This window comes from Streptomyces xantholiticus (assembly GCF_014651015.1).
Lineage (GTDB): Bacteria > Actinomycetota > Actinomycetes > Streptomycetales > Streptomycetaceae > Streptomyces > Streptomyces xantholiticus.
The window spans coordinates 63,897-87,342 of the sequence record NZ_BMWB01000013.1 but is presented as its reverse complement, the minus strand read 5'-3'; the positions used below and the strand labels follow the sequence as shown (position 1 = coordinate 87,342).

Genomic DNA, 23,446 nt, shown 5'->3' with positions numbered 1-23,446 from the left:
GCCGCCGAGTGCCTCAGGCCTTGCCGCTCGGCTCCTTCGGCCGCCGGTCCACCGGACCGCGTCGCACCGAACCGGGGGCGTTCCACTCCTGGCGTTTCCTGGCCCGCTGCTTGGCGGCCTCGGAGGACACCAGCTGGTACGGCACCGAGGTCACCATCACGCCGGGCGTGAACAGCAGCCGGCCCTTGAGCCGCAGCGCGCTCTGGTTGTGCAGGAAGTGCTCGTACCAGTGGCCGACCACGTATTCGGGAATGACGACGCTGACGACGTCACGGGGGTTCTCGGTCCGCAGGCCCTTGACGTATTCGATGACGGGGCGGGTGATCTCGCGGTAGGGCGAGTCGAGGATCTTCAGCGGGACGTTGATGCCACGGCGTTCCCATTCCTTCTGCAACGCCTTGGTCTCCGCGGGGTCGACGCTGATGCTGATCGCCTCGAGCCGGTCGAAGCGCATCGCCTTGGCGTAGGCGACGGCTCGCAGCGTCGGCCGGTGGACCTTGGAGACGAGCACGATCGCATGGACGCGTGAGGGCCGGACACTGTCGTCGCCGGGTTCGTCCGGTGCGGCGATCTCCTCGGCGACCCGGTCGTAGTGCCTGCGGATCGCGGTCATCGTGCCGTAGAAGATCACCATACCCAGCAGGGCCACCCACGCGCCGTGGGTGAACTTGGTGGCAAGCACGACGACCAGCACCACGCCGGTGAAGAAGGCACCGAAGGTGTTGATCGCCCGGGAGCGGATCATGTGGCGGCGCTTGGCCTTGTTCCTCTCGGTCCTCAGGTGCCGGTTCCAGTGCCGGACCATGCCGGTCTGGCTCAGGGTGAAGGAGACGAACACGCCGACGATGTACAGCTGGATCAGCTTGGTGGAGTCGGCTCCGTACAGCCAGACCAGCAGGATCGCGGCGCCCGCCAGCAGCACGATGCCGTTGGAGAAGGCGAGCCGGTCGCCGCGGGTGTGCAGCTGGCGCGGCAGGTAGCGGTCCTGCGCGAGGATCGAGCCGAGCAGCGGGAAGCCGTTGTACGCGGTGTTCGCCGCCAGGAACAGGACCAGGGCGGTGGCGGCGGCCAGCAGTACGAAGAAGAACGTCCCGTCGCCGAAGACGGCGGCCGCGACCTGCGAGATCACCGGGTTCTGTACGTAGTCGGGTCCGACCGGGACGCCGTCGGCGATCAGGTCCTTCGCCGGGAACTCCGCCATCTTGACGCCGGTGGCCATGGCCAGGCCGATGATGCCGCAGAACATGGTGACGGCCAGCGCGCCCATCAGCAGCAGCGTCGTCGCGGCGTTGCGGCTCTTCGGCTTGCGGAAGGCGGGGACACCGTTGCTGATGGCCTCGACGCCGGTCAGCGCGGCGCAGCCGGACGAGAACGCGCGCAGCAGCAGGAAGAGCAGCGCGAAGCCCGCGAGGCCCTCGTGCTCCGGCTTGATCTCGTAGTCGGCGGTCGGTGCGCGCATGCTCTCGTCGAGGACGATTCCCTTGAAGGCACCCCAGGCGATCATGATGAACACGCCGGCGACGAAGACATACGTCGGGATCGCGAAGAGCTTGCCCGACTCCCTCACGCCGCGCAGGTTCATCAGGGTGAGCAGGACGATGATCCCGACGGCGCAGAACACCTTGTGCTCGACGACGAACGGGATCGCGGAGCCCAGGTTCTCCACACCCGAGGAGATCGACACGGCCACCGTGAGGACGTAGTCGACCAGAAGGGCGCTGGCGACGGTCAGACCCGCCTTCGGGCCGAGATTGGTGTTGGCGACCTCGTAGTCGCCGCCGCCGCTCGGGTACGCGCGCACGTTCTGCCGGTAGGAGGCTACGACCGTGAACATCAGCACCACGACGGCGGCCGCGATCCACGGACTGAAGTGGTACGCCGACACACCCGCGATGGAAAGGACCAGCAGCACTTCGCCCGGCGCGTATGCCACGGAGGACAGGGGGTCGGAAGCGAAGACGGGGAGGGCGATGCGTTTCGGGAGAAGAGTCTCCCCCAGCTTTTCACTGCGCAGCGCCCGGCCGATCAGGATCCGTTTGGGAACGTCGGTCAGTTTGGACACGCTCAGGATCGTAAGCGCTCGGTATCGGCCAAGCCCAACCAGCGGCGCATCACCTGCGGGATCTTAACGCGTCCGCTGCGCCGGGGCCCTCTTGACGGACCCGTGCGTACCCTGTCGGGTCCGTGGTCTGAGATCCTGTAGTGCCTCAATGACTGGTACCGAATGACCCGGGTACCGCTGGTACCGCAGTAGACATAGCCGGAAGGACGGTCGTGCACATCGTCATCATGGGATGCGGGCGAGTGGGAGCCGCTCTCGCGCAGACCCTGGAGCAGCAGGGGCACACGGTCGCCGTCGTCGACCGCGACCCCACCGCCTTCCGCCGTCTGGGATCCGGATTCGGTGGCCGCCGCGTCACCGGCGTCGGCTTCGACCAGGACACCCTGCGCGAGGCGGGCATCGAGGACGCGGGCGCGTTCGCCGCCGTCAGCAGCGGCGACAACTCCAACATCATCGCGGCGCGGGTGGCGCGCGAGATGTTCGGCATCGAGAACGTCGCGGCCCGTATCTACGACCCGCGGCGCGCCGAGGTCTATCAGCGCCTCGGCATCCCGACGGTGGCCACCGTCCGCTGGACCGCCGACCAGATGCTGCGTCGTCTGCTGCCCTCCGGCGCGGAGCCGCTGTGGAGTGATCCGAGCGGCGGCGTACAACTGGCCGAGGTCTACACCTCGCCGGCCTGGATCGGCCACAAGGTCAGCCGGCTCCAGGACGAGACGGGTGTACGGGTCGCCTTCCTGACCCGATTGGGCGAAGCGATCCTGCCCACGTCGCAGACCGTGCTTCAAGAAGGTGATCTCGTGCATGTGATGATGCGCACGGACGAGATCGCGAAGGTCGAGGAGGCCTTCGCGGAAGGTCCAGAGGAGGGCGGTCACTGATGCGTGTCGCTATCGCGGGCGCCGGTGCGGTGGGCCGTTCCATCGCCGGCGAACTGCTGGAGAACGGGCACGAGGTCCTCCTCGTCGACAAGACCCCCACCGCGATCTCCGTGGAGCGTGTGCCGCAGGCCGAGTGGCTGCTCGCCGACGCCTGCGAGATCACGTCCCTGGACGAGGCGGCGCTGCAACGCTGCAACGTGGTCATCGCCGCCACCGGCGACGACAAGGTCAACCTCGTCGTCTCGCTCCTCGCCAAGACCGAGTACGGGGTGCCGCGGGTCGTCGCGCGCGTCAACAACCCCAAGAACGAGTGGCTCTTCAACGAGTCCTGGGGCGTCGACGTCGCCGTCTCCACGCCACGCCTGATGTCGGCGCTCGTGGAAGAAGCGGTGAGCGTCGGAGACCTCGTCCGCCTGCTGCGCTTCAGCCACGGCGACGCGAACCTCGTCGAGCTGACGCTGCCGCCGGAGTCGGCGCTCGCCGGGACTTCGGTGGGCGATGTGGACTGGCCCGAGGACACGTCGCTGGTCACCATCATCCGAGGCTCTCGGGTGCTGACGCCGAGCCCGGAGGAGACGCTCGAGGCGGGCGACGAGCTGCTGTTCGTGGCGGCGCAGGCGCGTGAGGAACAACTCGAGGACCTCCTCTCCGTCCGCCGCGAGGGCCCGTCGGCGGCGGGCTGACCCCGGGGCCACGCCCCCCGCGGGCGTGGCCGGATCGGGCTCCGCCGCGACGGGAAGACCCGGCCCCGTGCCCCGCTGCCCGGCGCGCGGTACGGCGTCCGCGTGGACGCCGTGGCGCGCTCCACGCCGTGTCCTCGATCGCCGGACGGGCTTGATTCGCCACTGCCCGGCAACCTCCGCCCGCAGGGTCCACCCGCCACGGCCGCCAGGCCGGAGGGGGAATCGAGGTGCGGGGGGCACGGGCGCCAGGCCACGACGAACAGCACCCCGAAGAGCAACAGCCCTGCGTCCGTCCACAGTTCGGCGAGATGCCGAACCCAGGACGGAGTGGTGTGGGCGAAGTCGATGATGTCGCGGTAGAGATCGCGGGTGATGCTGCTGTCCAGAGCGCGGAGCCCCGGAAACGGGTCCGGGCGGATCCCACCACGCTGCGGAGCCGCACAGCGACACAGCGGGATGGGGGTACTGCCCACGCCGCTAGGCGTAGGGGGAGGGCGGGGTGGGGGACATCTCCCCATCCGCACCGGCCACCGGCGGCGAAACCGCCGATCGGGGGCAGGGGACGCGCAGGGGGCGTGCTCGGACGTAAGGCTCGTCCGTCACGGCGGGGCGGGTACGGAAAGCAGTCCCTGGACACACGGCACAGCCCCGCGTCCTCCCGGAGGACGCGGGCCCCGACACCGAGAGCGTCACGCACACGGACCGGCCACGCCCGGCAACGCGGCACCCGGGCATGCCACCGGAGCGGCACCCGGACGCCGAGCCACCCGGAGCGTGGCCCGGTGCGCCGCCCGCCCAAGGGCCCGGCGTCAGTCCGTCTCCGAGGCCTTGCGGCGCTCCTCCGCTTCCATTTCCGCGAAGACGTCGATCGGCGGCGGCGCCTTCGCCAGGAAGACCCACGTCAGATAGACCGCCAGCAGGAACGGCGGAATCTTCAGCGTCACCAGCACCCAGCCGAGCTGGGTCGTGTCGGCCCACCAGTACAGCGGGAAGAGGATCGCGCACTTGGCGAGCAGGATCAGCCCCCACGCCCAACTCGCCTTGGTGTACGCCTTCTTGCGGCCGGGGTTGCGGGTCCGCCAGGAAAGGTTCTCCTTGAAGACCGGCCCGAGGATCAGTCCGATCAGCGGCACGCCGGCGATCGCGGTGATGATGTACGCCAGCGCCAGGCCGAGCGTGTACAGCATGCCCGGCAGATAGAAGTCCTTGGCGTTGCCCGTCATCATCGCGAAGACGACACCGAAGGCGACGCCGAAGACGCCGCTGAACGCGTGCTTGACGGTGTCCTTGCGTACGAGCCGGACCGCGACCATCACCAGGGAGACGGCCAGCGCCGCGATCGCCGAGAGGTGCAGGTCCTTGTTGACGGTGTAGATCGAGACGAAGAGCAGTCCCGGCAGGACGGTCTCCACCATGCCGCGGACGCCGCCGAAGGCCTCGAACAGGGCCGCCTCGGTCACCGTCTTCACGTCGTCGGGTGCAGAGGCGGCGGCAGGGTCGGGATCCTGTGCGTCGCTGTTCGTGGTCGTGGGGGTCGGCTTGTCGACAGACGCCACCGGCTACTCCTGTCCGAGTGGTCGGAGTTCGTATTTGGGATTGAACAGCACCCGGCGACCGTGACTCATCGAGACCCGGCCGGAGGCGATCAGTCTGCGGCCCGGCTCTATGCCGACGATGGAACGGCGGCCGAGCCAGACCACGTCCAGCGGGGCCGTGCCGTCGAAGAGCTCCGCCTCCAGCGCGGGCACACCGGCCCGCGGACGCAGGGTGACCGTGCGCAAGGTACCAGCGACCCTGACGATCTGACGGTCCCCGCAGTCGGCGATACGGGTGCACCCCGATGCCTGCGCGTCCTCCTGGAGCTCCTCGGACTCGAGGTCCTGCTGGGAGCTGGAGAGCCGGTCCAGCATGCGCCGGAAGCGGCCGGCCTGTCTGGCCACCGATTCCTCCTTCGCCGCCTTCGCGGAACGGGGTCGAGCACTCATACCGCAAGCCTACCGGCCGCCACCAGGCCCGGATCAACGTTCGAAGCGGTATCCCATGCCGGGCTCGGTGACGAAATGACGAGGATGCGAGGGGTCCGCCTCGAGCTTGCGGCGCAGTTGTGCCATGTACACGCGCAGATAGTTGGTCTCGGTTCCGTACGAGGGCCCCCACACCTCCTGGAGGAGCTGCTTCTGGCTCACGAGGCGTCCGGTGTTGCGCACCAGTACCTCGAGCAGGTGCCACTCGGTCGGGGTGAGGCGTACATCACGGCCTTCCCGGTTCACCTTCTTCGCCACCAGGTCGACGGTGAAACCCTCGGTCTCGAGCACGGTCACGTCGTCCTCACCGCCGACGGGCTCGGCCCTGCGGACGGCGGCGCGCAGCCGGGCGAGGAGCTCGTCCATGCCGAACGGCTTGGTGACATAGTCGTCCGCGCCGGCGTCGAGCGCCTCGACCTTCTCGTCGGAGGAGTGGCGGGCGGACAGGACGAGGACGGGGACGCGGGTCCAGCTGCGCAGCCCCTTGATCACCTCGACGCCGTCCATGTCGGGCAGTCCCAGGTCCAGGACGACGACGTCGGGGTGGCGGGCCGCGGCCAGTTGGAGGGCGGTGGCGCCGTCGGGGGCCGAGTCCACCTCGTACTTGCGCGCCCTCAGGTTGATCACGAGGGCGCGTACTATCTGCGGCTCGTCGTCGACCACGAGCACCCTGGTCATGTACTGCCCGCCTTTCCGCCCGTCCGGGCTGCTGCTGTGACTGGTCCGGCGGTGCCGGTGTGGCCGGGGCCGGCCGCGAGGGTGAGCACCATCGTCATGCCGCCGCCGGGGGTGTCCTCGGCCGTCAGCGTGCCGCCCATGGCCTCCATGAATCCACGGGCGACGGCGAGTCCGAGGCCCACGCCCGCGCCGCGCGGCGCGTCGCCGTAGCGCTGGAACGGTTCGAAGATCCGCTCCTTCGCGTCGTCGGGCACGCCCGCTCCGCGGTCCACGACGCGCAGTTCGACGCGTGTGCCGAGGGTGCTCGCGGCGACGGTGACGGGGACGGTGTCGGGGCTGTACTTGACGGCGTTCTCGACGATGTTGGCCACGGCCCGCTCCAGCAGTCCCCGGTCCACTGCCACCATCGGCAGTGTCTCGGGGATCTCCAGTTCGACGCTCTCGGCCGGGACTCCGGCGAGCGCGAGCGGGATCACCTCGTCGAGGCCGGTCTCACGGATCAGGGGGGTGACGGTCCCGGTCTGCAGCCGGGACATGTCGAGCAGATTGCCCACCAGGTGGTCGAGGCGGTCGGCGCCCTCCTCGATGCCCGCCAGGAGTTCTGCCTCGTCCTCCTTCGACCAGGCGACGTCGTCGGACCGCAGTGAGGTGACGGCCGCCTTGATGCCGGCCAGCGGGGTGCGCAGGTCGTGGCTGACGGCGGCGAGCAGAGCGGTGCGTATGCGGTTTCCCTCCGCGAGCTCGCGGACCTGTTCCGCCTCCCCGACCAGCCGCTGCCGGTCCACGACGACGGCCGCCTGGGTGGCGAAGGCCGCAAGGACCCGCCGGTCCTCTGCGGGCAGTACGCGGCCGGAAAGCGCCATCGCCATCTGGTCCCCGACCGGCATGTCCACGTCGGCGTCCTCGGGGCGGGCGGCAGGCCTGGGGCCGACGCTGGCCGTGCAGGTCCACGGGTCGACGTCGCTGTCGCGTTCGAGCAGCGCGACGGACTCCATGGCGAACGTCTCGCGCACCCGCTCCAGCAGGGCGTCCAGCGCGGTCTGACCACGCAGGACGCTGCCGGCGAGGAACGAGAGGATCTCGGACTCGGCCTTCAGGCGGGCCGCCTGGTGGGTGCGGCGCGCGGCCAGGTCCACGACGGAGGCCACGGCCACGCCCACCGCGAAGAAGATCACGAGGGCGACGAGGTTCTCCGGTTCCGCGATGTCGAGGGTGTGGGTGGGCGTGGTGAAGTAGTAGTTCAGCAGCAGCGAGCCCACGGCCGCCGAGGCCAGCGCGGCCAGCAGTCCGCCGAGCAGGGCCGCGATCACGGTCAGGAAGAGGAAAAGCAGCACGTTGTTGGCGAGACCCGGCCCGTTCTCGATCGCGGTGAGCAGCACCGTCAGCAGTACCGGGCCTGCGACGCCGACGAGCCATCCTCCGGCGACACGGGAGCGGCCGAGCCTGGCACCGCGGGTGCCCGGCAGGCCCCTGCCCTTGCCCGCCTCGTCGTGGGTGACGATGTGGACGTCGAGGTCGGGTCCCGAGTCGCGGGCGACGGTCGCGCCGACGCCGGGCCCGAACAGGTACTGCCAGGCCTTGCGGCGGCTGGAGCCGAGCACGATCTGGGTGGCGTTGACGCCACGCGCGAATTCGAGCAGCGCGGAGGGCACGTCGTCGCCGATGACGTGGTGGAAGGTGCCGCCGAGGTCCTCGACGAGGGTGCGCTGTACGGCGAGTTCCTTGGGCGAGGCGGAGGTCAGTCCGTCGCTGCGGGCGATGTAGACGGCGAGGACCTCACCACCGGCGCCCTTCTCCGCCAGCCGGGCGGCGCGCCGGATGAGGGTGCCGCCCTCGGGCCCGCCGGTGAGGCCGACGACAATGCGTTCGCGGGCCTGCCAGGTGGAGCGGATGTTGTGCTCGCCGCGGTACTGCTGGAGGTATTCGTCGACGCGGTCGGCGAGCCAGAGGAGGGCGAGTTCGCGCAGGGCGGTGAGGTTGCCGGGACGGAAGTAGTTGGAGAGCGCCGCGTCGACCTTGTCCGGCTGGTAGATGTTGCCGTGCGCCATGCGGCGGCGCAGCGCCTCGGGCGCCATGTCGACGAGTTCGATCTGGTCGGCGCGGCGGACCACCTCGTCGGGGACGGTCTCCGGCTGCCGCACGCCGGTGATCGTCTCGACGACGTCGCCGAGTGATTCGAGGTGCTGGATGTTGACGGTGGATATGACGTCGGTGCCCGCTGCGAGAAGTTCCTCGACGTCCTGCCACCGCTTGCTGTTGCGTGAGCCCTGTGCATTGGTGTGGGCGATCTCGTCGACGAGGGCGACTGCGGGGCGGCGTTCCAGTACGGCGTCGATGTCCATCTCGTTGAAGACGGCTTCAGGGTGGACGATCTCCCGGCGGGGCACGTGTTCGAGGCCGTGCAGGAGCGCTGCGGTCCTGGGCCGGCCGTGCGTCTCGGCGAAGGCGACCACGCAGTCGGTGCCGCGCTCGGCACGCCGGTGCGCCTCGGACAGCATGGCGTACGTCTTGCCGACGCCCGGCGCCGCACCGAGGTAGATCCGTAGCTTGCCGCGTCCCATGGCCTCATTGTCTTCTCTGCTGCGTCGGGCAGCGTCGACCCTACGCCGAAGGAGACGGACGAACCGGGCGGGCCGGGACTCGGGGGTGCGTATTGACGTGATTCTGATGGGGGCCGCGCACCGCTTCCCGGCGTTCGCCGCGGGGCGCCGGGCCCGAGCGGCGAACCGTCCCGCTCGCCGAGCAGGACCGCGGGCCGTGGGACGGCAGCGATCGCGGAGGCCTCGCTCCGGCCACGCGGCTCTGCCCGAGCGGCCGCCGGGGCCGTATCAGGTGCAGGTCGCGATCCGCGCCGTCCGGGCCGAGGCGCCGAGCGCAAAGGAGACCGACTTGGCCGCACATCCTGGCGCGGGACGGGGTGCTCGAGCGCCTGGGCGCGAAGCCGGTGGTGTCGCTGAACGATGGGTCGCCGCCGCGACGCTCCACTGCCCTGCGGCCGGCCCGGCGCTGCTGGAGTCGCCGGAGAAGGACGCCCGTCCGAAGAACCACCGGCTGCTCGCCACCCGCGGCGCTCCATGAGAAAGGCGGGCGACCGGGAGGGTGGGTCGCGAACGACCGGCAGGGACCGCCCCGGGCTGTCGCGCCGCGGCCGCCCGTACGCCCGCCCTCCCGGAGCGCCACCACCTCACCGCCACGGCGGGCCCGTCTGGCCGGCTCCGCACAGGAGACGTCCGGCTGACGCCCGCGGGGCCCAGTATGTGCAGGGCACACGGGCGGGCAACGGCCGTGCGCCCAGGGCAGCGCCGGGGGATGGGCCGCGCTCCGCCGGGGATGCGCGGCCCTCGTGGCGCTGTCCGTACGGACTGCTCCTCAGCGGACCTCGGTGATCTCGGGTCCGCGCTGGAGCTGCCCCATGCCTCCGGAGAAGCGCGAGCCCTCCTGCTCCTCCTGCTGGACACCCTCGGGGACCATCTGCGCGTCCTCCGGCAGCTTGAGGACGATCGGGTCGCGCGGGGCCATCGGGCCCTCACCGCGCACCACGACGGTGTCCCGGAAGATCTGCTCGAGCAGACCGGCGGCCTGCGGCTGCACCGCGCCCTGCCCGGAGATCACTCCGCGCAGGAACCAGCGCGGGCCGTCGACGCCGACGAAGCGCACCATCTGCACACCGCCCGTGCCGTCGGGCAGCTGCACGGGCACCTGAGCCCGCAGCTCCCAGCCGAGCGGGCCCTCGACCTCGTCGATGATGCCGCCCTGCTGGGTGATGCCGGAGGCGATCTCCTCGCGGACCTCGCCCCAGATGCCCTCCTTCTTGGGCGCCGCGAAGGCCTGGAGCTGTACGGCGCTGTCCCGCAGCACCACGGTGGCCGCGACGATCGCGTCGCCGGCGACCTCGACACGGAGTTCCATGCCCTCGACCCCGGGCACGAAGAGGCCACCGAGATCGACCCGGCCCTCGCCGGGCCTGGAGACCTCGGACACGTCCCAGGGTCCGTCGGGCCGGGGCGCCGGCGGGAGGTTCACCCTGCGGGCTTCGCCCTCCTCGGCGTCCGTACCGAGCTCGTCGACCTGCTCGGCCTCGCCCGTTGCGTCCGCCGCGTCCCCGGCGGAACCACTCTTCTTGCGACGTCCGAACACGTCACTGTCCTTCCCGGTCGGATACGACCGATGCGTATCGATTCCCACCCGTAGAGCCGTCCACGGCGGCATGACCGCCGGTGGACCCGAAGCCCCCCTCGGCCCGCGCCGAGCCGGGAAGCTCCGCAACCTCGTGGAAGCGCACCTTCTCGACCTGCTGGACGACCAGTTGGGCGATCCGGTCGAACCGTTCGAACCGCACGCTCTCGCGAGGGTCGAGATTGACCACGATCACCTTGATCTCCCCACGGTACCCGGCATCAATCGTCCCCGGGGCATTCACGAGGGCGACACCGCAGCGGGCCGCGAGCCCGGACCGGGGGTGCACGAAGGCCGCGTACCCGTCGGGGAGGGCGATCGAGACGCCGGTCGGCAGCACCGCACGCTCCCCCGGGGCGAGTTCGGCGGCCTCGCAGGTCACCAGGTCGGCACCCGCGTCACCGGGGTGACCGTACGCGGGCAGCGGCACCTCGGGGTCCACACGGCGGATCAGGACGTCGACGGGTTCACGCATCAGGGGTTCACCTCGAAGGCTCGGGCGCGCCTGACCTGGTCGGTGTCGGCCATCGCCGCCTGGATCTCCGCGGGCCGGCCGTTCGCGATGAAGTGGTCGACCTTGACCTCGATGAACAGGGCCGCCGCCCGCAGGGCCACCGGCCCGTCGGGTCCGCCGATCCGGCCGGTCGCGGTCGAGTAGATCTTGCGTCCCGCCACCGCGGTGACCTCGGCGTCGAGGTGCAGCACCGTGTCCACGGGCACGGGCCGTACGAAGTCGGTCTCCAGCTTGCCGGTGACGGCGATGACCCGCAGCAGCCAGTTCAGCGAGCCGAGCGTCTCGTCCAGCGCGGTGGCGAGCACTCCGCCGTGCGCAAGGCCCGGGGCACCCTGGTGCGCGGGCCTGACGGTGAACTCGGCGGTGACCCGCACGCCGTCCCCGGCCCGCGCCGCCAGGTGCAGGCCGTGGGGCTGTTCCCCTCCGCATCCGAAGCAGTGCCCGTAGTGCGCGCCGAGAAGTTCACCCGGGGCGGGCGCCTCGGGGTGGCGCACCGGCGCCGTGGCGTCGGCCGGCGGGGTCAGCGCCGTGGAACGGGCGGGGGGTCCGGGGTCCGCCCCCCGGGAGTTCGTGTTGCTCACAGCCGCAGACCTTACCCGCGCGGCTACCCGCGGGTCGCACCGTGCCAAGCTTGGATTCATGCAGCCTTCCGCCCCACAGTACGCAGAACGTCTGACCGTGCCCCGCTCGTGGTGGGCGGTCACCGCCCTCGTCGCCGTCTCCGGCGGTCTGGTCATGCTGCCGCTGGGGGTCCTGCCGATGCTCGGCGGTGTGATCGGCGCGGGCGCGCTGTCGTCGGCGCTGGTCAGCTCCTACGGCTCGGCGCGGATCCGGGTGGTGGCCGGGTCGCTGGTCGCGGGAGACGCGAGGATCCCGGTCTCGGCGCTCGGTGAGGCGGAGGTGCTGGACGCTGAGCAGGCACGGGCCTGGCGCTTCCACAAGGCCGATCCGCGGGCGTTCATGCTGCTGCGCAGCTATGTTCCGACGGCGGTGCGGATCGAGGTCAGCGACCCCGACGATCCGACGCCCTACCTCTATCTGTCGACACGGGACCCCGAAGCGCTGGCTGCCGCGCTGACAGCCGTCCGCGCGGCCTGAGACGGCCGGGCGCCAGTCGCCCTCTTCTGCCGGTCAGGCGCCCTCTCCCGGCGGGAGCTCGCCGGGCTCCAGCGGGTTCCTGGGCTCCTCCAGCGGGGGCAGTGACGCAAGAGCGGCCCAAGGGATCTGCCTGCTCCGCAGGTCCGCGCGGATCTGCTTCGCGAGCTTCCCTGTATCGCGGCGGTTCATCACGGCGCCGACGGCCGCGCCGACCATGAACGGCATCAGATTCGGAAGGTTGCGGACCATGCGCTTCATGATCTGCTGCCGCAGTTGCCGCTTGAGCTGACCGCCCATCGAGGCGTTGAACGTCGAGGGCTTGGTGAACTCGATCCCGCGCTCCTGCGACCAGGCGTTCAGATATGCGGTGCTGCGGTCCTTGACGCCGCCGGGCGGCCGCACTCCGTAGACCTCGTGGAGCTCGGCGATGAGTTTCAGCTCGATCGCGGCAACGCCGACGACCTCCGCCGCCAGCTCGGTCGGCATCGCCGGTGGCACGGGCATCATCGCGGCGGCTCCGATACCGGCGCCGACCGTGGAGGTGGCGTTCGCCGCGCCCGCGACCAGCTTGTCGGCAAGCTGCTCGGGGGTCAGACCGGGAAACTGCCGGCGCAGTTTCTCCAGGTCACGCACCGGAATGCGTGGTGCGTTCTCGATCAGGACGTCGGCGATGTGGGCCAGCGCCGCCTTGGCGCTCTCCTTGCTCTTCATGAGCCTCGCACGGGCGCCGCGCCCGCTCCTGGCGATGCCCGCCCTTGCGCTGTCGCCGCCCTTGACGACGCCCTTCCTGACCGCGGCCAGGCGTCGGGCCCTGGTCGGGGACCCGGCCTGGCCGACTGTCTCGAGCGAGGCCGGCAGACCTCGCTTCACACCCTCGATCGCGTCGTGCGGCAGTAGAGCGGCCGGGTCTTCGGCGGACGCCGTGGCGGCGTCCTGCTCGGGGCCCGTACCGCCCTGGTGCGCCTCCGGCGGTTTCTTACGCCGGAAGCGCCGCTTGTCGGACGGTGTCTCGCCTGCCACTGGCCGCTCTGCCTCAGTCGCAGTCGCGGCAGATGGGCTGACCGTTCTTCTCGCGCGCCAGCTGACTGCGGTGGTGCACGAGGAAGCAGCTCATGCAGGTGAACTCGTCGGCCTGCTTGGGCAGGACCCGGACGGCGAGCTCCTCGTTGGACAGGTCGGCTCCAGGGAGCTCCATGCCCTCGGCGGCCTCGAACTCGTCGACATCGACGGTCGAGGTCGACTTGTCGTTCCGCCGGGCCTTCAGCTCTTCAAGGCTGTCCGAATCGACGTCGTCGTCGGTCTTGCGTGGGGTGTCGTAGTCCGTTGCCATGTCGCTCTCCCCCTCTGGGTGGTTGCAGTGTCTCCAGCGCACGTAACGCGTGAGAGGCCGGACTTGTGCCCGACCTGAGGCGGAGATTTTGCCTCACATCAAGGTCTGTTACTCAATCGACACCCAACCGGACCCCTCCGGAGTGATCGGGGTTGGATGGCGATGGGGACCGTACACGGTCCGTGGACGCGCTTCACGAGCGCCACCCCGTGTACTTCCCGTGATACAACCCCGTGGAAACCCGGGCTTTTCCCGACATTCCGCACGATTCTTGATCACGGAGTGTAGATGGATTCGATGCGATCCATGTGATGGATCGCACATGTATTCGTGTGAGACTGTTTCCGGAAATTCCGCTTAAAGCGAACACCATGCGGGGCCTCACACCGGAAGGGTGACACGCATCACCAGTCCACCGCCCTCCCGGGGCACCGCCGCAATACGGCCCCCGTGTGCGCGGGCCACGGACCGGGCGATGGAAAGCCCCAGACCGACACCCTTGTCGCTACCCGTACGCTCCTGGCGGAGCCGCCGGAACGGCTCGAAGAGATTGTCGATCTCGTACGCCGGAACGACCGGCCCCGTGTTGGTGACCAGCAGGACCGCCTGGCCGTGCTCGACCGAGGTGGTGACCTCCACCCACCCCTGCTCCGGGACGTTGTACCGGACCGCGTTCTGCACCAGGTTCAGGGCGATCCGCTCGAGCAGGACTCCGTTGCCCTGGACGACGGCGGGCTCGCGCCGACCCCGGACCTCCACGCCCTTCGCCTCGGCCTCCGAGCGGGCCTGGTCGATGGCGCGCGTGGCGACCTCCGCCAGGTCCACCGGCTTGCGCTCGACGATCTGGTTGTCGCTGCGGGCGAGGAGCAGCAGTCCCTCCACGAGCTGCTCGCTGCGCTCGTTGGTGGCCAGCAAGGTCTTGCCCAGTTGGTGGAGCTCCACAGGGGCCCCGGGGTCGGAGAGATGGACCTCCAGCAGCGTGCGGTTGATCGCCAGCGGCGTGCGCAGCTCGTGGGAGGCGTTCGCCACGAACCGCTGCTGGGCGGTGAAGGCCCGCTCCAGGCGGTCCAGCATCTCGTCGAAGGTGTCGGCGAGCTCCTTCAGCTCGTCGTCCGGGCCGTCCAGCTCGATCCGGCGCGACAGGTCCGAGCCGGCGACCTGGCGCGCGGTCCGGGTGATCCGGCCGAGCGGCGACAGGACGCGGCCGGCCATCGCGTAGCCGAAGGCGAAGGCGATGATGCTCAGGCCGAGCAGGGCGAACAGGGAACGGCGCAGCAGGTCGTCCAGAGCGAGCTCGCGCTGGTGCTGGAGACAGGCGGAGACCGCCCGGCTGAACTGTTCCCCGGATCCCTCCTCGGGCAGGGTGCACCAGTCCGTGGTGGGCTGGACCTTGCCCTCGACGATCTTGAAGGGCAGTTCGGTGACGCCCACGTTCAGCGCCTGGGCGGTGAAGAGATAGATGATCGACAGCAGCAGGATGCCCGCGATCAGGAACATCCCGCCGTACAGGAGGGTGAGCCTTATCCGGATCGTCGGGCGCAGCCAGGGACGGACCGGCTCCCGGGGGTCCCAGGTCGGCTTCGGGGGCGCCTCCGGCGGCGCGGGGACGGTGGCCACCGCGATCAGATCCGGTAACCCGAACCGGGCACCGTGACGATCACGGGCGGTTCGCCGAGCTTGCGGCGCAGGGTCATCACGGTCACCCGCACGACGTTGGTGAACGGGTCCGTGTTCTCGTCCCAGGCCTTCTCCAGCAGCTGCTCTGCGGAGACGACCGCGCCCTCGCTGCGCATCAGGACCTCCAGGACCGCGAACTCCTTGGGGGCCAGCTGAATCTCCTTGCCGTCCCTGAAGACCTCACGGCGGTTCGGGTCGAGCTTGATGCCGGCACGCGCCAGGACAGGCGGCAGCGGCACCGTCGTACGGCGCCCGAGGGCCCGCACCCGGGCGGTGAGCTCGGTGAACGCGAACGGCTTGGGAAGATAGTCGTCGGCGCCCAGCTCCAGGCCCTCGACGCGATCGCTGACGTCGCCCGAGGCCGTCAGCATCAGCACCCGGGTGGGCATGCCCAGCTCGACGATCCTGCGGCAGACGTCGTCACCGTGGACCCGGGGGAGGTCGCGGTCGAGCACCACTACGTCGTAGTCGTTGACCCCGATGCGTTCCAGAGCGGCGGCGCCGTCGTACACGACGTCGACCGCCATGGCCTCCCGGCGCAGTCCGGTGGCCACCGCATCGGCGAGCAGCTGCTCGTCCTCGACGACGAGTACGCGCACGTCGCTGTTCCTCTCTCGCAAAGCCCTGATCATGTGACAGGGCAGGTCTGCGCACTGAGTGTGCGGCTCCATCCTGCCCGTTACGCGCGTAAACCGGCGGTAAGTCGAAACGGGCCGGCAGCCGGCCCCGGGAGCGGCGCTGCGGAATAAGAAGGATTCCCGGGACAGTTGAGGTTTCCGCCCGGGAAGGCCTGGGGAGGACGACTGCACACCCCGATCACGCCCTGTATGTGGCGCACCACGACCTGTTCCAGGGTTGATCAACCCACCGTCGGCACACCCCCGTGCCACCGACCCACGACGAGGGGGCGCACCATGGACGCTTTCACCGCCGGACTGCTGCAGCGCATAAAGGCCGCCGAGACCGACCTCACGATCGCTCGGGAGACGGGCGACGACTTCCTTGCGGATGTCGAGCAGGCGGAACTGGACGATCTCCACCGTCTGGCCGCCGAGCACGGGGTGAATCTCACAGCGGCGTGAGTCCGTACGCGAGAGGCCCGGCACCGTTCCTGCGGTGCCGGGCCTCTCGCTGTGTTCCGGCACTGCGCCGAGCCCGCTGCGCCCTCGGCGCGGGTCCCGGGACGGGGGTACCACCCACGCCGCCAGGCGTAGGGCGAGGGCGGGGCGGGGAACAGGCCCCGCACCGGATACACGCACGCCCCCGCCCGGCGTCACCCGTCAGTCATGCCACGCCCCCAGTTCCTCCAGCAGCCCCTGCAGCGGCTCGAAGACTCCCGGCGTCGCGGCGACGGTCAGGGCGCCGGAGGGGGGCTGCCCGGGACGGCCGCCGGTCAGTGCGCCCGCCTCGCGGGCGATCAGGTCGCCCGCCGCCAGGTCCCACGGGCTGAGGCCCCGCTCGTAGTAGCCGTCCAGGCGTCCGGCCGCCACGTCGGAGAGGTCGATCGCCGCGGAGCCGCTGCGCCGGATGTCCCGCAGTCGCGGGATCAGCCGCTGGGCGACGTCCGCCTGGTGGGTGCGGACGGTGTGGACGTAGTTGAAGCCGGTGGAGACCAGGGCCTGTTCCAGCGGGGGCGCCGGCCGGCACCGTACCGGCCGGTCGTTCAGGAACGCACCGCCGCCGCGCACCGCGCGGAACGTCTCGCGCCGCATCGGCGCCTCGACGACGCCGACCACCGTCTCGCCGTCGAGCTCCGCAGCGATGGAGACCGCCCAGGTGGGCAGGCCGTACAGGTAGTTGACCGTGCCGTCCAGCGGGTCGATGACCCAGCGCACGCCGCTGGTGCCGACCGTGGCCGCGCCCTCCTCGCCGAGGAAACCGTCGTCCGGGCGGTGCTCGGTGAGGAAGCCGGTGATCAGTTTCTCCGCCGCGATGTCCATCTCGGTCACCACGTCGATGGGGCTGGACTTGGTCCTGGCGACGCCCAGGTCGTCCGGCCGGCCGTCCCTCAGCAGCTCGCCCGCTCTGCGGGCAGCCTCCAGGGCGAGAGGCAGCAGTTCGGACGCCGAGTCGGTCGCAGGGTCGGTCATGGGCTCGGTCACAGTGGTCTCCTTCACGCGTACGGGCTGTCGGCGCCGGCCGCCGCCGGCTTCGGCGCGCGGGCCGGGCAGCACCCGACGGGGCAGAGGTCGTGGCTCGCGCCGAGGGCGCCGAGCGCGCAGCGCTCCGCCGGGACGCCCCGCTCGGTCGCGGCCCGCTCCAGCAGGAGGTCGCGCACGGCGCCGGCGAAGCGGGGGTCGGCACCCACCGTCGCGGCGCGGCGCACCGGCAGCCCCAGCTCGGCGGCCTTCGCGGTGGCCTCCGTGTCGAGGTCGTACAGGACCTCCATGTGGTCGGAGACGAAGCCGATCGGGACCATGACCACCGCGGGTGCCCCGGAGCCGTGCAGCGCCTCCAGGTGGTCGCAGATGTCCGGCTCCAGCCAGGGGATGTGCGGGGCTCCGCTGCGGGACTGGTAGACGAGCTCCCAGGGGTGCCGGACCCCCGTCTCGTCGGCGACCGCGTCGGCGATCACCCGGGCCACGTCGAGGTGCTGGCGCACATACGCGCCGCCGTCCCCGTGGTCGGGACCAGGTCCGGAGGAGTCGGCCGCGGACGTCGGAATGGAGTGCGTCGTGAAGGCGAGGTGCGCCCCGACGCGGACGTCCTCCGGCAGGTCGGCGAGCGAGGCGAGAACGCCGTCGATCATGGGGCGGACGAACCCGGGGTGGTTGAAGTAGTGCCGCAGCTTGTCGACGCGCGGCAGCTCCCGCCCCTCCCCTTCCAGCGTGGCGAGCCCGTCGGCGAGGTTCTCCCGGTACTGGCGGCAGCCCGAGTAGGAGGCGTACGCGCTGGTGGCGAGGACGGCGATGCGGCGGTGGCCGGCGTCGGTCATCTCCCGCAGGGTGTCCGTGAGGTACGGCGCCCAATTGCGGTTGCCCCAGTACACCGGCAGATCCAGGTCGTGCTCGGCGAAGTCCTTGCGCAGGGCGTCCAGCAGGGCCCGGTTCTGGTCGTTGATGGGGCTGACGCCGCCGAAGAGGAAGTAGTGCTGCCCCACTTCCTTGAGCCGTTCCTTGGGGATGCCGCGGCCACGGGTCACGTTCTCCAGGAACGGGACCACGTCGTCCGGGCCTTCGGGGCCGCCGAACGAGAGCAGCAGAAGGGCGTCGTAAGGAGCTGGATCGCGCTGATCGGACATGGGGCCGATCCTGCCACCCGCCTCTGACACCGGAAAAACCGCGGTGCGCCGACGGACGTTCGGCGCGTAATCTGTGAAGGCTGCCCATACGCCTTACCGGTGCCCCCTGCCGGAGCCCGACCGGAGCCCGACGTTGTCCAGTCCGTACCGCGCGATCTTCGCCACTCCCGGCACCGTCGGGTTCTCCGCCGCCGGCTTCCTCGGCAGGATGCCGCTGTCCATGTTGGGCATCGGGATCATGACCATGGTCTCCGAGCTCACCGGCCGGTACGGCCTGGCCGGCACGCTCACCGCGACCCTCGCACTGTCCGCGGCCGTTCTGGGCCCGCAGGTCTCCCGGCTCGTCGACCGGCACGGCCAGCGCAAGGTGCTGCGTCCGGCCACCCTGATCTCGCTGGCGGCCGTCACCGGCCTGTTGATCTGCGCGCAGCAGGGCGCACCGGACTGGACGCTGTTCGCCTTCACGGCCGTCGCCGGCTGTGTGCCGAGCGTCGGTGCGATGACCCGGGCGCGCTGGGCCTCGCTGCTGCAAGGGTCGCGGCGGGAACTGCACACCGCGTACTCGTTCGAGTCGATCGTCGACGAGGTGTGCTTCATCTTCGGTCCGATCGTCTCCATCGGTCTGTCGACCCTCTGGTTCCCCGAGGCCGGTCCGCTGTTCGCCGCCGGGTTCATGCTGGTCGGTGTCTGGTGGCTGACGGCGCAGCGGGCGACGGAGCCGAGGCCGCATCCCGCCGAGCAGCACACCGGCGGCAGCGCGCTGCGCTCCCCCGGGCTCCAGGTGCTGGTGGCCGCGTTCGTCGCCACGGGTGCGATCTTCGGCGCGGTCGACGTGGTGACGGTGGCGTTCGCGGAGGAAACGGCTCACAAGTCCGCGGCGAGCTGGGTGCTCGCGGTGTACGCGCTCGGTTCCTGCCTCGCCGGCGCCGTCTTCGGGCTGCTGAATCCGAAGGGCGAGCCCGGCCGCAGGTGGGTGCTGGGCGTGTGTGCGATGGCCGTGAGTATGATCCCCCTCCAACTGGCCGGGAGCCTGCCGTTCCTGGCCGTGGCGCTCATTGTCGCGGGCCTTGCCATCGCGCCGACGATGGTGACGACGATGGCCCTCGTCGAGGCACACGTACCGCGCAGCAAGCTGACCGAGGGCATGTCCTGGACCAGCACGGGGCTCGCGGTCGGCGTCGCACTGGGTTCCGCGGCCGCCGGCTGGGTGGTCGACGCGCAGGGCGCCGCTGCGGGGTACGCGGTGCCCGGCGTGGCGGGAGTGCTCGCGGCTGTGGTGGCGTTCCTGGGGTACCGCCGGCTGCGCAGGCCGGTGCCGACGCGGGAGGGGCAGCGTGAGCAGCGTGATGGGGACCCGGCGGAGCGAGAGCAGCCAGTGGCGTAACTGGGCGGGGACGGTCGCCTCCAGGCCGGCGAGGGAGGCACGCCCCGCGTCCGTGCAGGAGTTGGCGGACGCGGTGCGCGAGGCGGTGGCGGACGGCCTGCGGGTGAAGACCGTGGGCACGGGCCACTCCTTCACCGCGATAGCGGCCACCGACGGGCTGCTGATACGCCCCGATCTGATGACCGGGATCCGGCGGATCGACCGCTCCGAGATGACCGTCACCGTCGAATCGGGCACCCCGCTCAAGCGGTTGAACGCGGCGCTCGCCCGTGAGGGTCTGTCGCTCACGAACATGGGCGACATCATGGAGCAGACGGTCGCGGGGGCGACGTCGACCGGCACGCACGGCACGGGCCGCGACTCGGCCTCGATCGCCGCCCAGATCAAGGCCCTTGAGCTGGTGACGGCCCACGGCTCGGTGCTGACGTGTTCGGAGAAGGAGAATCCGGAGATCTTCGCGGCCGCCCGGATCGGTCTGGGCGCCCTTGGCGTCGTCACGGCGATCACGTTCGCCGTGGAGCCGGTCTTCCTGCTGACGGCCCGGGAGGAGCCGATGGCCTTCGACCGGGTCATGGACGACTTCGACGCCCTGCACGCCGAGAACGAGCACTTCGAGTTCTACTGGTTCCCGCACACCGGCAACTGCAACACCAAGCGCAACAATCGCAGCGCCGGTCCGGCGGCCCCGCCCGGCAGGGTCGGCGGCTGGATCGAGGACGAATTGCTGTCCAACGGAGCCTTTCAGGTTGCCTGTTCGCTCGGCCGCGCGGTGCCCGCGGCCATTCCCGCGATCGCCCGGCTGTCCAGCCGCGCGCTGTCCGCCCGCACCTATACGGACATTCCCTACAAAGTCTTCACATCCCCGCGGCGGGTGCGCTTCGTCGAGATGGAGTACGCGCTGCCGAGGCAGGCCGCGGTCGCGGCGCTGCGCGAAGTCAAGGCGATGGTCGAACGGTCACCGCTTCGGGTCAGTTTCCCGGTCGAGGTGCGCACGGCTCCCGCGGACGACATCGCACTGTCGACCGCGTCGGGCCGGGAGACCGCGTACATCGCCGTACACATGTACCGCGGCACGCCCTGCCGTTCCTACTTCACCGCCGTGGAGCGGATCATGACGGCGCACGGCGGCCGGCCGCACTGGGGCAAGATCCATACACGGGACGCCGGGTACTTCTCCCAGGTGTACCCCCGGTTCGGCGAGTTCACGGCTCTGCGCGACCGCCTCGATCCGGACCGGGTCTTCCAGAACGCCTATCTGCGCCGGGTATTGGGGGACTGACGGGCACCCACATGCCGTAACGCGAAAGCGAATAGTTCCGTTTGTGGCTTTTCAGTGAAGCACCGGACCCGACCGCCCGCGTCCGGGCACACAACTCCGGCCGCCCCGCACAACTTCGGCGGCGCGGCGGTCCACCCCGATGGCCCGAATGGAGTACTGTGGCGAGCCCTGGGTCCGGCCTCCTTCGTGGCGTCCGGACCCCAGGTTGGGGGCCGAAAGCGGCGCTCGATCCGGCGGCGCCGCGGTGAAGCACGGAGATCTATCGCTCAGAGTGACCGTCCGATCACACTGAGTGGCGAATGGATAACCGTGCCATAACGGCGATCCAGGGCAGGTGCCCGACACGCCGGGCACCTCGGCAAGGTTGTGGCAGGCTGCACCCGGGCAGGCCACACTCGACTAGCGGAAGCAGCGACGCAGGTGACGTCGGCAGGCACCACCCGGGAGGTCCCCATGCCCGAACTGCGTGTCGTGGCCGTCTCCAACGACGGCACACGACTGGTGCTCAAGGCTGCGGACAGCACGGAATACACGCTTCCGATCGATGAGCGGCTGCGCGCCGCCGTACGCAACGACCGCGCCCGCCTCGGCCAGATCGAGATCGAGGTGGAGAGCCATCTCCGCCCCCGCGACATCCAGGCACGTATACGCGCCGGCGCCTCCGCGGAGGAGGTCGCCCAGCTCGCCGGCATCCCCGTCGAACGGGTGCGCCGCTTCGAGGGCCCGGTGCTCGCCGAGCGCGCCTTCATGGCGGAGCGGGCCCGCAAGACTCCCGTACGCCGCCCCGGCGAGAACACCGGCCCGCAGCTGGGCGAGGCCGTGCAGGAACGGCTGCTGCTCCGCGGCGCCGAGAAGGACACCCCGCAGTGGGACTCGTGGCGCCGCGACGACGGCACCTGGGAGGTCCTGCTGGTCTACCGCGTCGCCGGCGAGCCGCACTCGGCGAGCTGGACCTACGACCCGCCGAGGCGGCTCGTCCAGGCCGTCGACGACGAGGCGCGGGCCCTGATCGGCGAGACCGACGACACGATCGCGCAGGAGCCGAGCTTCCCGTTCGTCCCCCGCATCGCACGACTGCCCAGGGACCGGCCGCTGGACCGTGCCCTCGACCGCCAGATCGATCGCCCGGCCGCGTCTTCGGCGGACGGCGACGGCGACGGCAACGAGGAGCGGGACTCGCTGACCAGCCTGCTGGAGGCGGTTCCCAACTTCCGCGGCGACATGGTCGTGCCGGAGCGGCCCGTGCCGGTCGAACCGCCCGCCATCGAGCCCGCCCAGGAGCCTGACGCAGAGGAGGAGCCGGTGGCGCCCGCCGCGTCCGCCGGAGCCGGGTCCGCCTACGCGGATGTGCTGATGCCGCGTTCGGTGGCCGGCCACCGTGACCGGCTCACCGGCACCACGGACCGGCAGGCGGAGGCGGACGGCGTCCGTCCCGGCCGCCGGGCCGCCGTGCCGAGCTGGGACGAGATCGTCTTCGGCACCCGCCGCAAGAAACAGGAGTAAGAGGAGTTCCGCAACAGGGCCGGCCCGTCAGGGGACCGGCCCTGTTGCCGGCCCGGCCGGGGTCAGCCCCGTTCGGGACCCGTCGCGACCGGGCGGTCCGGGTCGTTCGACCACTCGGACCAGGAGCCCGCGTACAGGGCGGGCCGGAAGCCCGCCAGCTCCAGGGCGATCGCCTGCTGGGCGGCCGAGACGCCGGAGCCGCAGTACACGCCCACGGCCCTGTCGGCTTCGTCCGCCCCGAGCGCGCGGAAGCGGGCCGCCAGTTGCTCGGGGGCGAGGAAGCGGCCCTCCGCATCCACGTTCTCCGTGGTCGGCGCCGAGACCGCGCCCGGAATGTGCCCGGCGACCGGGTCGAGGGGCTCCACCTCGCCGCGGTAGCGCTCTCCCGCGCGGGCGTCGAGCAGCAGCCCGTCACGGGCCGTCGCCGCCGCCTCGTCGGCGTCCAGCAGGGGCAGCGCGCCCGGCTTCGGCTCGAAGGTGCCCTCCTTCGGGTCGGGGACCGCGGTCTCGAGAGGTCCCGTCCACGCCGCGAGCCCGCCGTCCAGCACCCGTACGTCGTCGTGTCCCGCCCAGCGCAGCATCCACCAGGCGCGTGCCGCGCCCCAGCCCTTGTCCCCGTCGTACACCACCACGGGCGTGCCGGTGGAAATGCCCGCGCGGCGCATCACGGCGCCGAAGGCGGCGACGTCGGGCAGCGGGTGCCGACCGCCTGCTCCGGGCGGTCCGGCCAGTTCCGCATCGAGGTCGATGAAGACGGCGCCCGGGATGTGCCCGGCCTCGTACTCGGGACGGCCGTGCGGTCCGCCGAGCCGGTAGCGGACGTCCAGGAGGACCGGCGGGGTGGTGCCGGCGAGCTCGTGGGCGAGTTCGGCCGCGGAGATGATCGGATTCATGAGGCCATCCTCGCGCACCGGCC

At 70.9% G+C, this 23,446-nt stretch carries 23 protein-coding genes; 8 read left to right on the top strand and 15 right to left on the bottom strand.

From position 1 onward, the window contains the following. Positions 1 to 13: 13 nt before the first annotated feature. Entirely contained in the window at positions 14 to 2,062 is a 2,049-nt protein-coding gene (locus IE198_RS19970) for an APC family permease (protein ID WP_189888476.1), read from the bottom strand. A gap of 212 nt (positions 2,063 to 2,274) precedes the next feature. Here IE198_RS19970 and IE198_RS19965 point away from each other — a divergent pair, with 212 nt between their 5' ends. Beyond that, on the top strand, positions 2,275 to 2,943 hold the full coding sequence (locus IE198_RS19965; RefSeq protein ID WP_189888474.1) for a potassium channel family protein: 669 nt from the start codon (positions 2,275 to 2,277) through the stop codon (positions 2,941 to 2,943). Beyond that, entirely contained in the window at positions 2,943 to 3,626 is a 684-nt protein-coding gene (locus tag IE198_RS19960) for a potassium channel family protein (RefSeq protein WP_189888472.1), read from the top strand. The genes IE198_RS19965 and IE198_RS19960 overlap by 1 nt, the downstream gene beginning before the upstream one ends. A gap of 809 nt (positions 3,627 to 4,435) precedes the next feature. Here IE198_RS19960 and IE198_RS19955 read toward each other — a convergent pair. Genes IE198_RS19955 through IE198_RS19940 form a run of 4 tightly spaced genes read right to left on the bottom strand, consistent with a single transcriptional unit; the run spans position 4,436 to position 8,889 of the window. Beyond that, entirely contained in the window at positions 4,436 to 5,182 is a 747-nt protein-coding gene (locus tag IE198_RS19955; RefSeq protein WP_189888470.1) for a DUF3159 domain-containing protein, read from the bottom strand. A gap of 3 nt (positions 5,183 to 5,185) precedes the next feature. Continuing rightward, the gene (locus IE198_RS19950) at positions 5,186 to 5,611 is read right to left on the bottom strand and encodes an OB-fold nucleic acid binding domain-containing protein (RefSeq protein ID WP_100109621.1); all 426 of its coding nucleotides are present in this window, start codon (positions 5,609 to 5,611) and stop codon (positions 5,186 to 5,188) included. Positions 5,612 to 5,644: 33 nt separating this feature from the next. Next, positions 5,645 to 6,328, bottom strand: a complete 684-nt coding sequence (locus IE198_RS19945) for a response regulator (protein ID WP_189888468.1) — start codon at positions 6,326 to 6,328, stop codon at positions 5,645 to 5,647. Continuing rightward, the gene (locus tag IE198_RS19940; RefSeq protein ID WP_229834123.1) at positions 6,325 to 8,889 is read right to left on the bottom strand and encodes a DUF4118 domain-containing protein; all 2,565 of its coding nucleotides are present in this window, start codon (positions 8,887 to 8,889) and stop codon (positions 6,325 to 6,327) included. Before IE198_RS19940 ends, IE198_RS19945 begins: the two co-directional genes overlap by 4 nt. A gap of 328 nt (positions 8,890 to 9,217) precedes the next feature. Here IE198_RS19940 and IE198_RS19935 point away from each other — a divergent pair, with 328 nt between their 5' ends. After that, entirely contained in the window at positions 9,218 to 9,406 is a 189-nt protein-coding gene (locus tag IE198_RS19935; protein ID WP_189888465.1) for a hypothetical protein, read from the top strand. A gap of 291 nt (positions 9,407 to 9,697) precedes the next feature. Here IE198_RS19935 and IE198_RS19930 read toward each other — a convergent pair whose 3' ends face one another. Genes IE198_RS19930 through IE198_RS19920 form a run of 3 tightly spaced genes read right to left on the bottom strand, consistent with a single transcriptional unit; the run spans position 9,698 to position 11,599 of the window. Beyond that, positions 9,698 to 10,465, bottom strand: a complete 768-nt coding sequence (locus IE198_RS19930; RefSeq protein WP_189888463.1) for a DUF3710 domain-containing protein — start codon at positions 10,463 to 10,465, stop codon at positions 9,698 to 9,700. Between the two features lies 1 nt (position 10,466). Beyond that, complete coding sequence (gene dut, locus IE198_RS19925) at positions 10,467 to 10,979, bottom strand: dUTP diphosphatase (RefSeq protein ID WP_100109615.1); 513 nt, start codon at positions 10,977 to 10,979, stop codon at positions 10,467 to 10,469. Beyond that, entirely contained in the window at positions 10,979 to 11,599 is a 621-nt protein-coding gene (locus IE198_RS19920; RefSeq protein WP_189888462.1) for a PaaI family thioesterase, read from the bottom strand. The genes dut and IE198_RS19920 overlap by 1 nt, the downstream gene beginning before the upstream one ends. A gap of 58 nt (positions 11,600 to 11,657) precedes the next feature. Between IE198_RS19920 and IE198_RS19915 the strand changes: the two genes are divergently transcribed. After that, the gene (locus tag IE198_RS19915) at positions 11,658 to 12,116 is read left to right on the top strand and encodes a DUF3093 domain-containing protein (protein ID WP_189888460.1); all 459 of its coding nucleotides are present in this window, start codon (positions 11,658 to 11,660) and stop codon (positions 12,114 to 12,116) included. Positions 12,117 to 12,149: 33 nt separating this feature from the next. On the opposite strand, the gene IE198_RS19910 is transcribed toward IE198_RS19915, so the two are convergent. The 4 genes from IE198_RS19910 to IE198_RS19895 all read right to left on the bottom strand — a co-directional run bounded on the left by IE198_RS19910 (position 12,150) and on the right by IE198_RS19895 (position 15,722). After that, positions 12,150 to 13,136, bottom strand: coding sequence for a hypothetical protein (locus IE198_RS19910; RefSeq protein ID WP_189888458.1), 987 nt, complete (start codon positions 13,134 to 13,136; stop codon positions 12,150 to 12,152). 13 nt (positions 13,137 to 13,149) lie between these two features. Then, on the bottom strand, positions 13,150 to 13,446 hold the full coding sequence (locus IE198_RS19905; RefSeq protein ID WP_005310959.1) for a DUF4193 domain-containing protein: 297 nt from the start codon (positions 13,444 to 13,446) through the stop codon (positions 13,150 to 13,152). 381 nt (positions 13,447 to 13,827) lie between these two features. Further along, positions 13,828 to 15,063, bottom strand: a complete 1,236-nt coding sequence (locus tag IE198_RS19900) for a sensor histidine kinase (RefSeq protein WP_189888456.1) — start codon at positions 15,061 to 15,063, stop codon at positions 13,828 to 13,830. A gap of 5 nt (positions 15,064 to 15,068) precedes the next feature. Continuing rightward, the gene (locus IE198_RS19895; RefSeq protein ID WP_189888454.1) at positions 15,069 to 15,722 is read right to left on the bottom strand and encodes a response regulator transcription factor; all 654 of its coding nucleotides are present in this window, start codon (positions 15,720 to 15,722) and stop codon (positions 15,069 to 15,071) included. Between the two features lie 315 nt (positions 15,723 to 16,037). Between IE198_RS19895 and IE198_RS19890 the strand changes: the two genes are divergently transcribed. Continuing rightward, positions 16,038 to 16,205 (top strand): hypothetical protein, encoded by a 168-nt coding sequence (locus tag IE198_RS19890; protein ID WP_189888452.1) that lies wholly within the window; start codon positions 16,038 to 16,040, stop codon positions 16,203 to 16,205. Between the two features lie 198 nt (positions 16,206 to 16,403). Here the strand turns inward: IE198_RS19890 and IE198_RS19885 are convergent, their stop codons facing one another. Together IE198_RS19885 and IE198_RS19880 are read right to left on the bottom strand one after the other, a co-directional pair. After that, positions 16,404 to 17,213 (bottom strand): inositol monophosphatase family protein, encoded by an 810-nt coding sequence (locus IE198_RS19885; protein ID WP_189888632.1) that lies wholly within the window; start codon positions 17,211 to 17,213, stop codon positions 16,404 to 16,406. Between the two features lie 23 nt (positions 17,214 to 17,236). Then, entirely contained in the window at positions 17,237 to 18,364 is a 1,128-nt protein-coding gene (locus IE198_RS19880; RefSeq protein WP_189888450.1) for a ferrochelatase, read from the bottom strand. Positions 18,365 to 18,497: 133 nt separating this feature from the next. On the opposite strand from IE198_RS19880, the gene IE198_RS19875 reads away from it, so the two are divergent. The 3 genes from IE198_RS19875 to sepH all read left to right on the top strand — a co-directional run bounded on the left by IE198_RS19875 (position 18,498) and on the right by sepH (position 22,530). Continuing rightward, on the top strand, positions 18,498 to 19,748 hold the full coding sequence (locus IE198_RS19875) for an MFS transporter (RefSeq protein ID WP_189888448.1): 1,251 nt from the start codon (positions 18,498 to 18,500) through the stop codon (positions 19,746 to 19,748). Beyond that, on the top strand, positions 19,711 to 21,027 hold the full coding sequence (locus tag IE198_RS19870; RefSeq protein ID WP_189888630.1) for a D-arabinono-1,4-lactone oxidase: 1,317 nt from the start codon (positions 19,711 to 19,713) through the stop codon (positions 21,025 to 21,027). Before IE198_RS19875 ends, IE198_RS19870 begins: the two co-directional genes overlap by 38 nt. Before the next feature lie 453 nt (positions 21,028 to 21,480). Beyond that, positions 21,481 to 22,530 (top strand): septation protein SepH, encoded by a 1,050-nt coding sequence (gene sepH, locus IE198_RS19865; protein ID WP_189888446.1) that lies wholly within the window; start codon positions 21,481 to 21,483, stop codon positions 22,528 to 22,530. A gap of 62 nt (positions 22,531 to 22,592) precedes the next feature. On the opposite strand, the gene IE198_RS19860 is transcribed toward sepH, so the two are convergent. Next, positions 22,593 to 23,423 (bottom strand): sulfurtransferase, encoded by an 831-nt coding sequence (locus IE198_RS19860; RefSeq protein WP_189888444.1) that lies wholly within the window; start codon positions 23,421 to 23,423, stop codon positions 22,593 to 22,595. Positions 23,424 to 23,446 lie beyond the last annotated feature (23 nt).

Bases quoted from the DNA above. Each gene is read 5' to 3' on its own strand.
- IE198_RS19860 (WP_189888444.1), bottom strand. From the start codon at position 23,423: ATGAATCCGATCATCTCCGCGGCCGAACTCGCCCACGAGCTCGCCGGC.
- IE198_RS19890 (WP_189888452.1), top strand. From the start codon at position 16,038: ATGGACGCTTTCACCGCCGGACTGCTGCAGCGCATAAAGGCCGCCGAG.
- dut (WP_100109615.1), bottom strand. From the start codon at position 10,979: ATGCGTGAACCCGTCGACGTCCTGATCCGCCGTGTGGACCCCGAGGTG.
- IE198_RS19950 (WP_100109621.1), bottom strand. From the start codon at position 5,611: ATGAGTGCTCGACCCCGTTCCGCGAAGGCGGCGAAGGAGGAATCGGTG.
- IE198_RS19870 (WP_189888630.1), top strand. From the start codon at position 19,711: ATGGGGACCCGGCGGAGCGAGAGCAGCCAGTGGCGTAACTGGGCGGGG.
- sepH (WP_189888446.1), top strand. From the start codon at position 21,481: ATGCCCGAACTGCGTGTCGTGGCCGTCTCCAACGACGGCACACGACTG.
- IE198_RS19880 (WP_189888450.1), bottom strand. From the start codon at position 18,364: ATGTCCGATCAGCGCGATCCAGCTCCTTACGACGCCCTTCTGCTGCTC.
- IE198_RS19905 (WP_005310959.1), bottom strand. From the start codon at position 13,446: ATGGCAACGGACTACGACACCCCACGCAAGACCGACGACGACGTCGAT.
- IE198_RS19885 (WP_189888632.1), bottom strand. From the start codon at position 17,213: ATGACCGACCCTGCGACCGACTCGGCGTCCGAACTGCTGCCTCTCGCC.
- IE198_RS19945 (WP_189888468.1), bottom strand. From the start codon at position 6,328: ATGACCAGGGTGCTCGTGGTCGACGACGAGCCGCAGATAGTACGCGCC.
- IE198_RS19940 (WP_229834123.1), bottom strand. From the start codon at position 8,889: ATGGGACGCGGCAAGCTACGGATCTACCTCGGTGCGGCGCCGGGCGTC.
- IE198_RS19915 (WP_189888460.1), top strand. From the start codon at position 11,658: ATGCAGCCTTCCGCCCCACAGTACGCAGAACGTCTGACCGTGCCCCGC.
- IE198_RS19960 (WP_189888472.1), top strand. From the start codon at position 2,943: ATGCGTGTCGCTATCGCGGGCGCCGGTGCGGTGGGCCGTTCCATCGCC.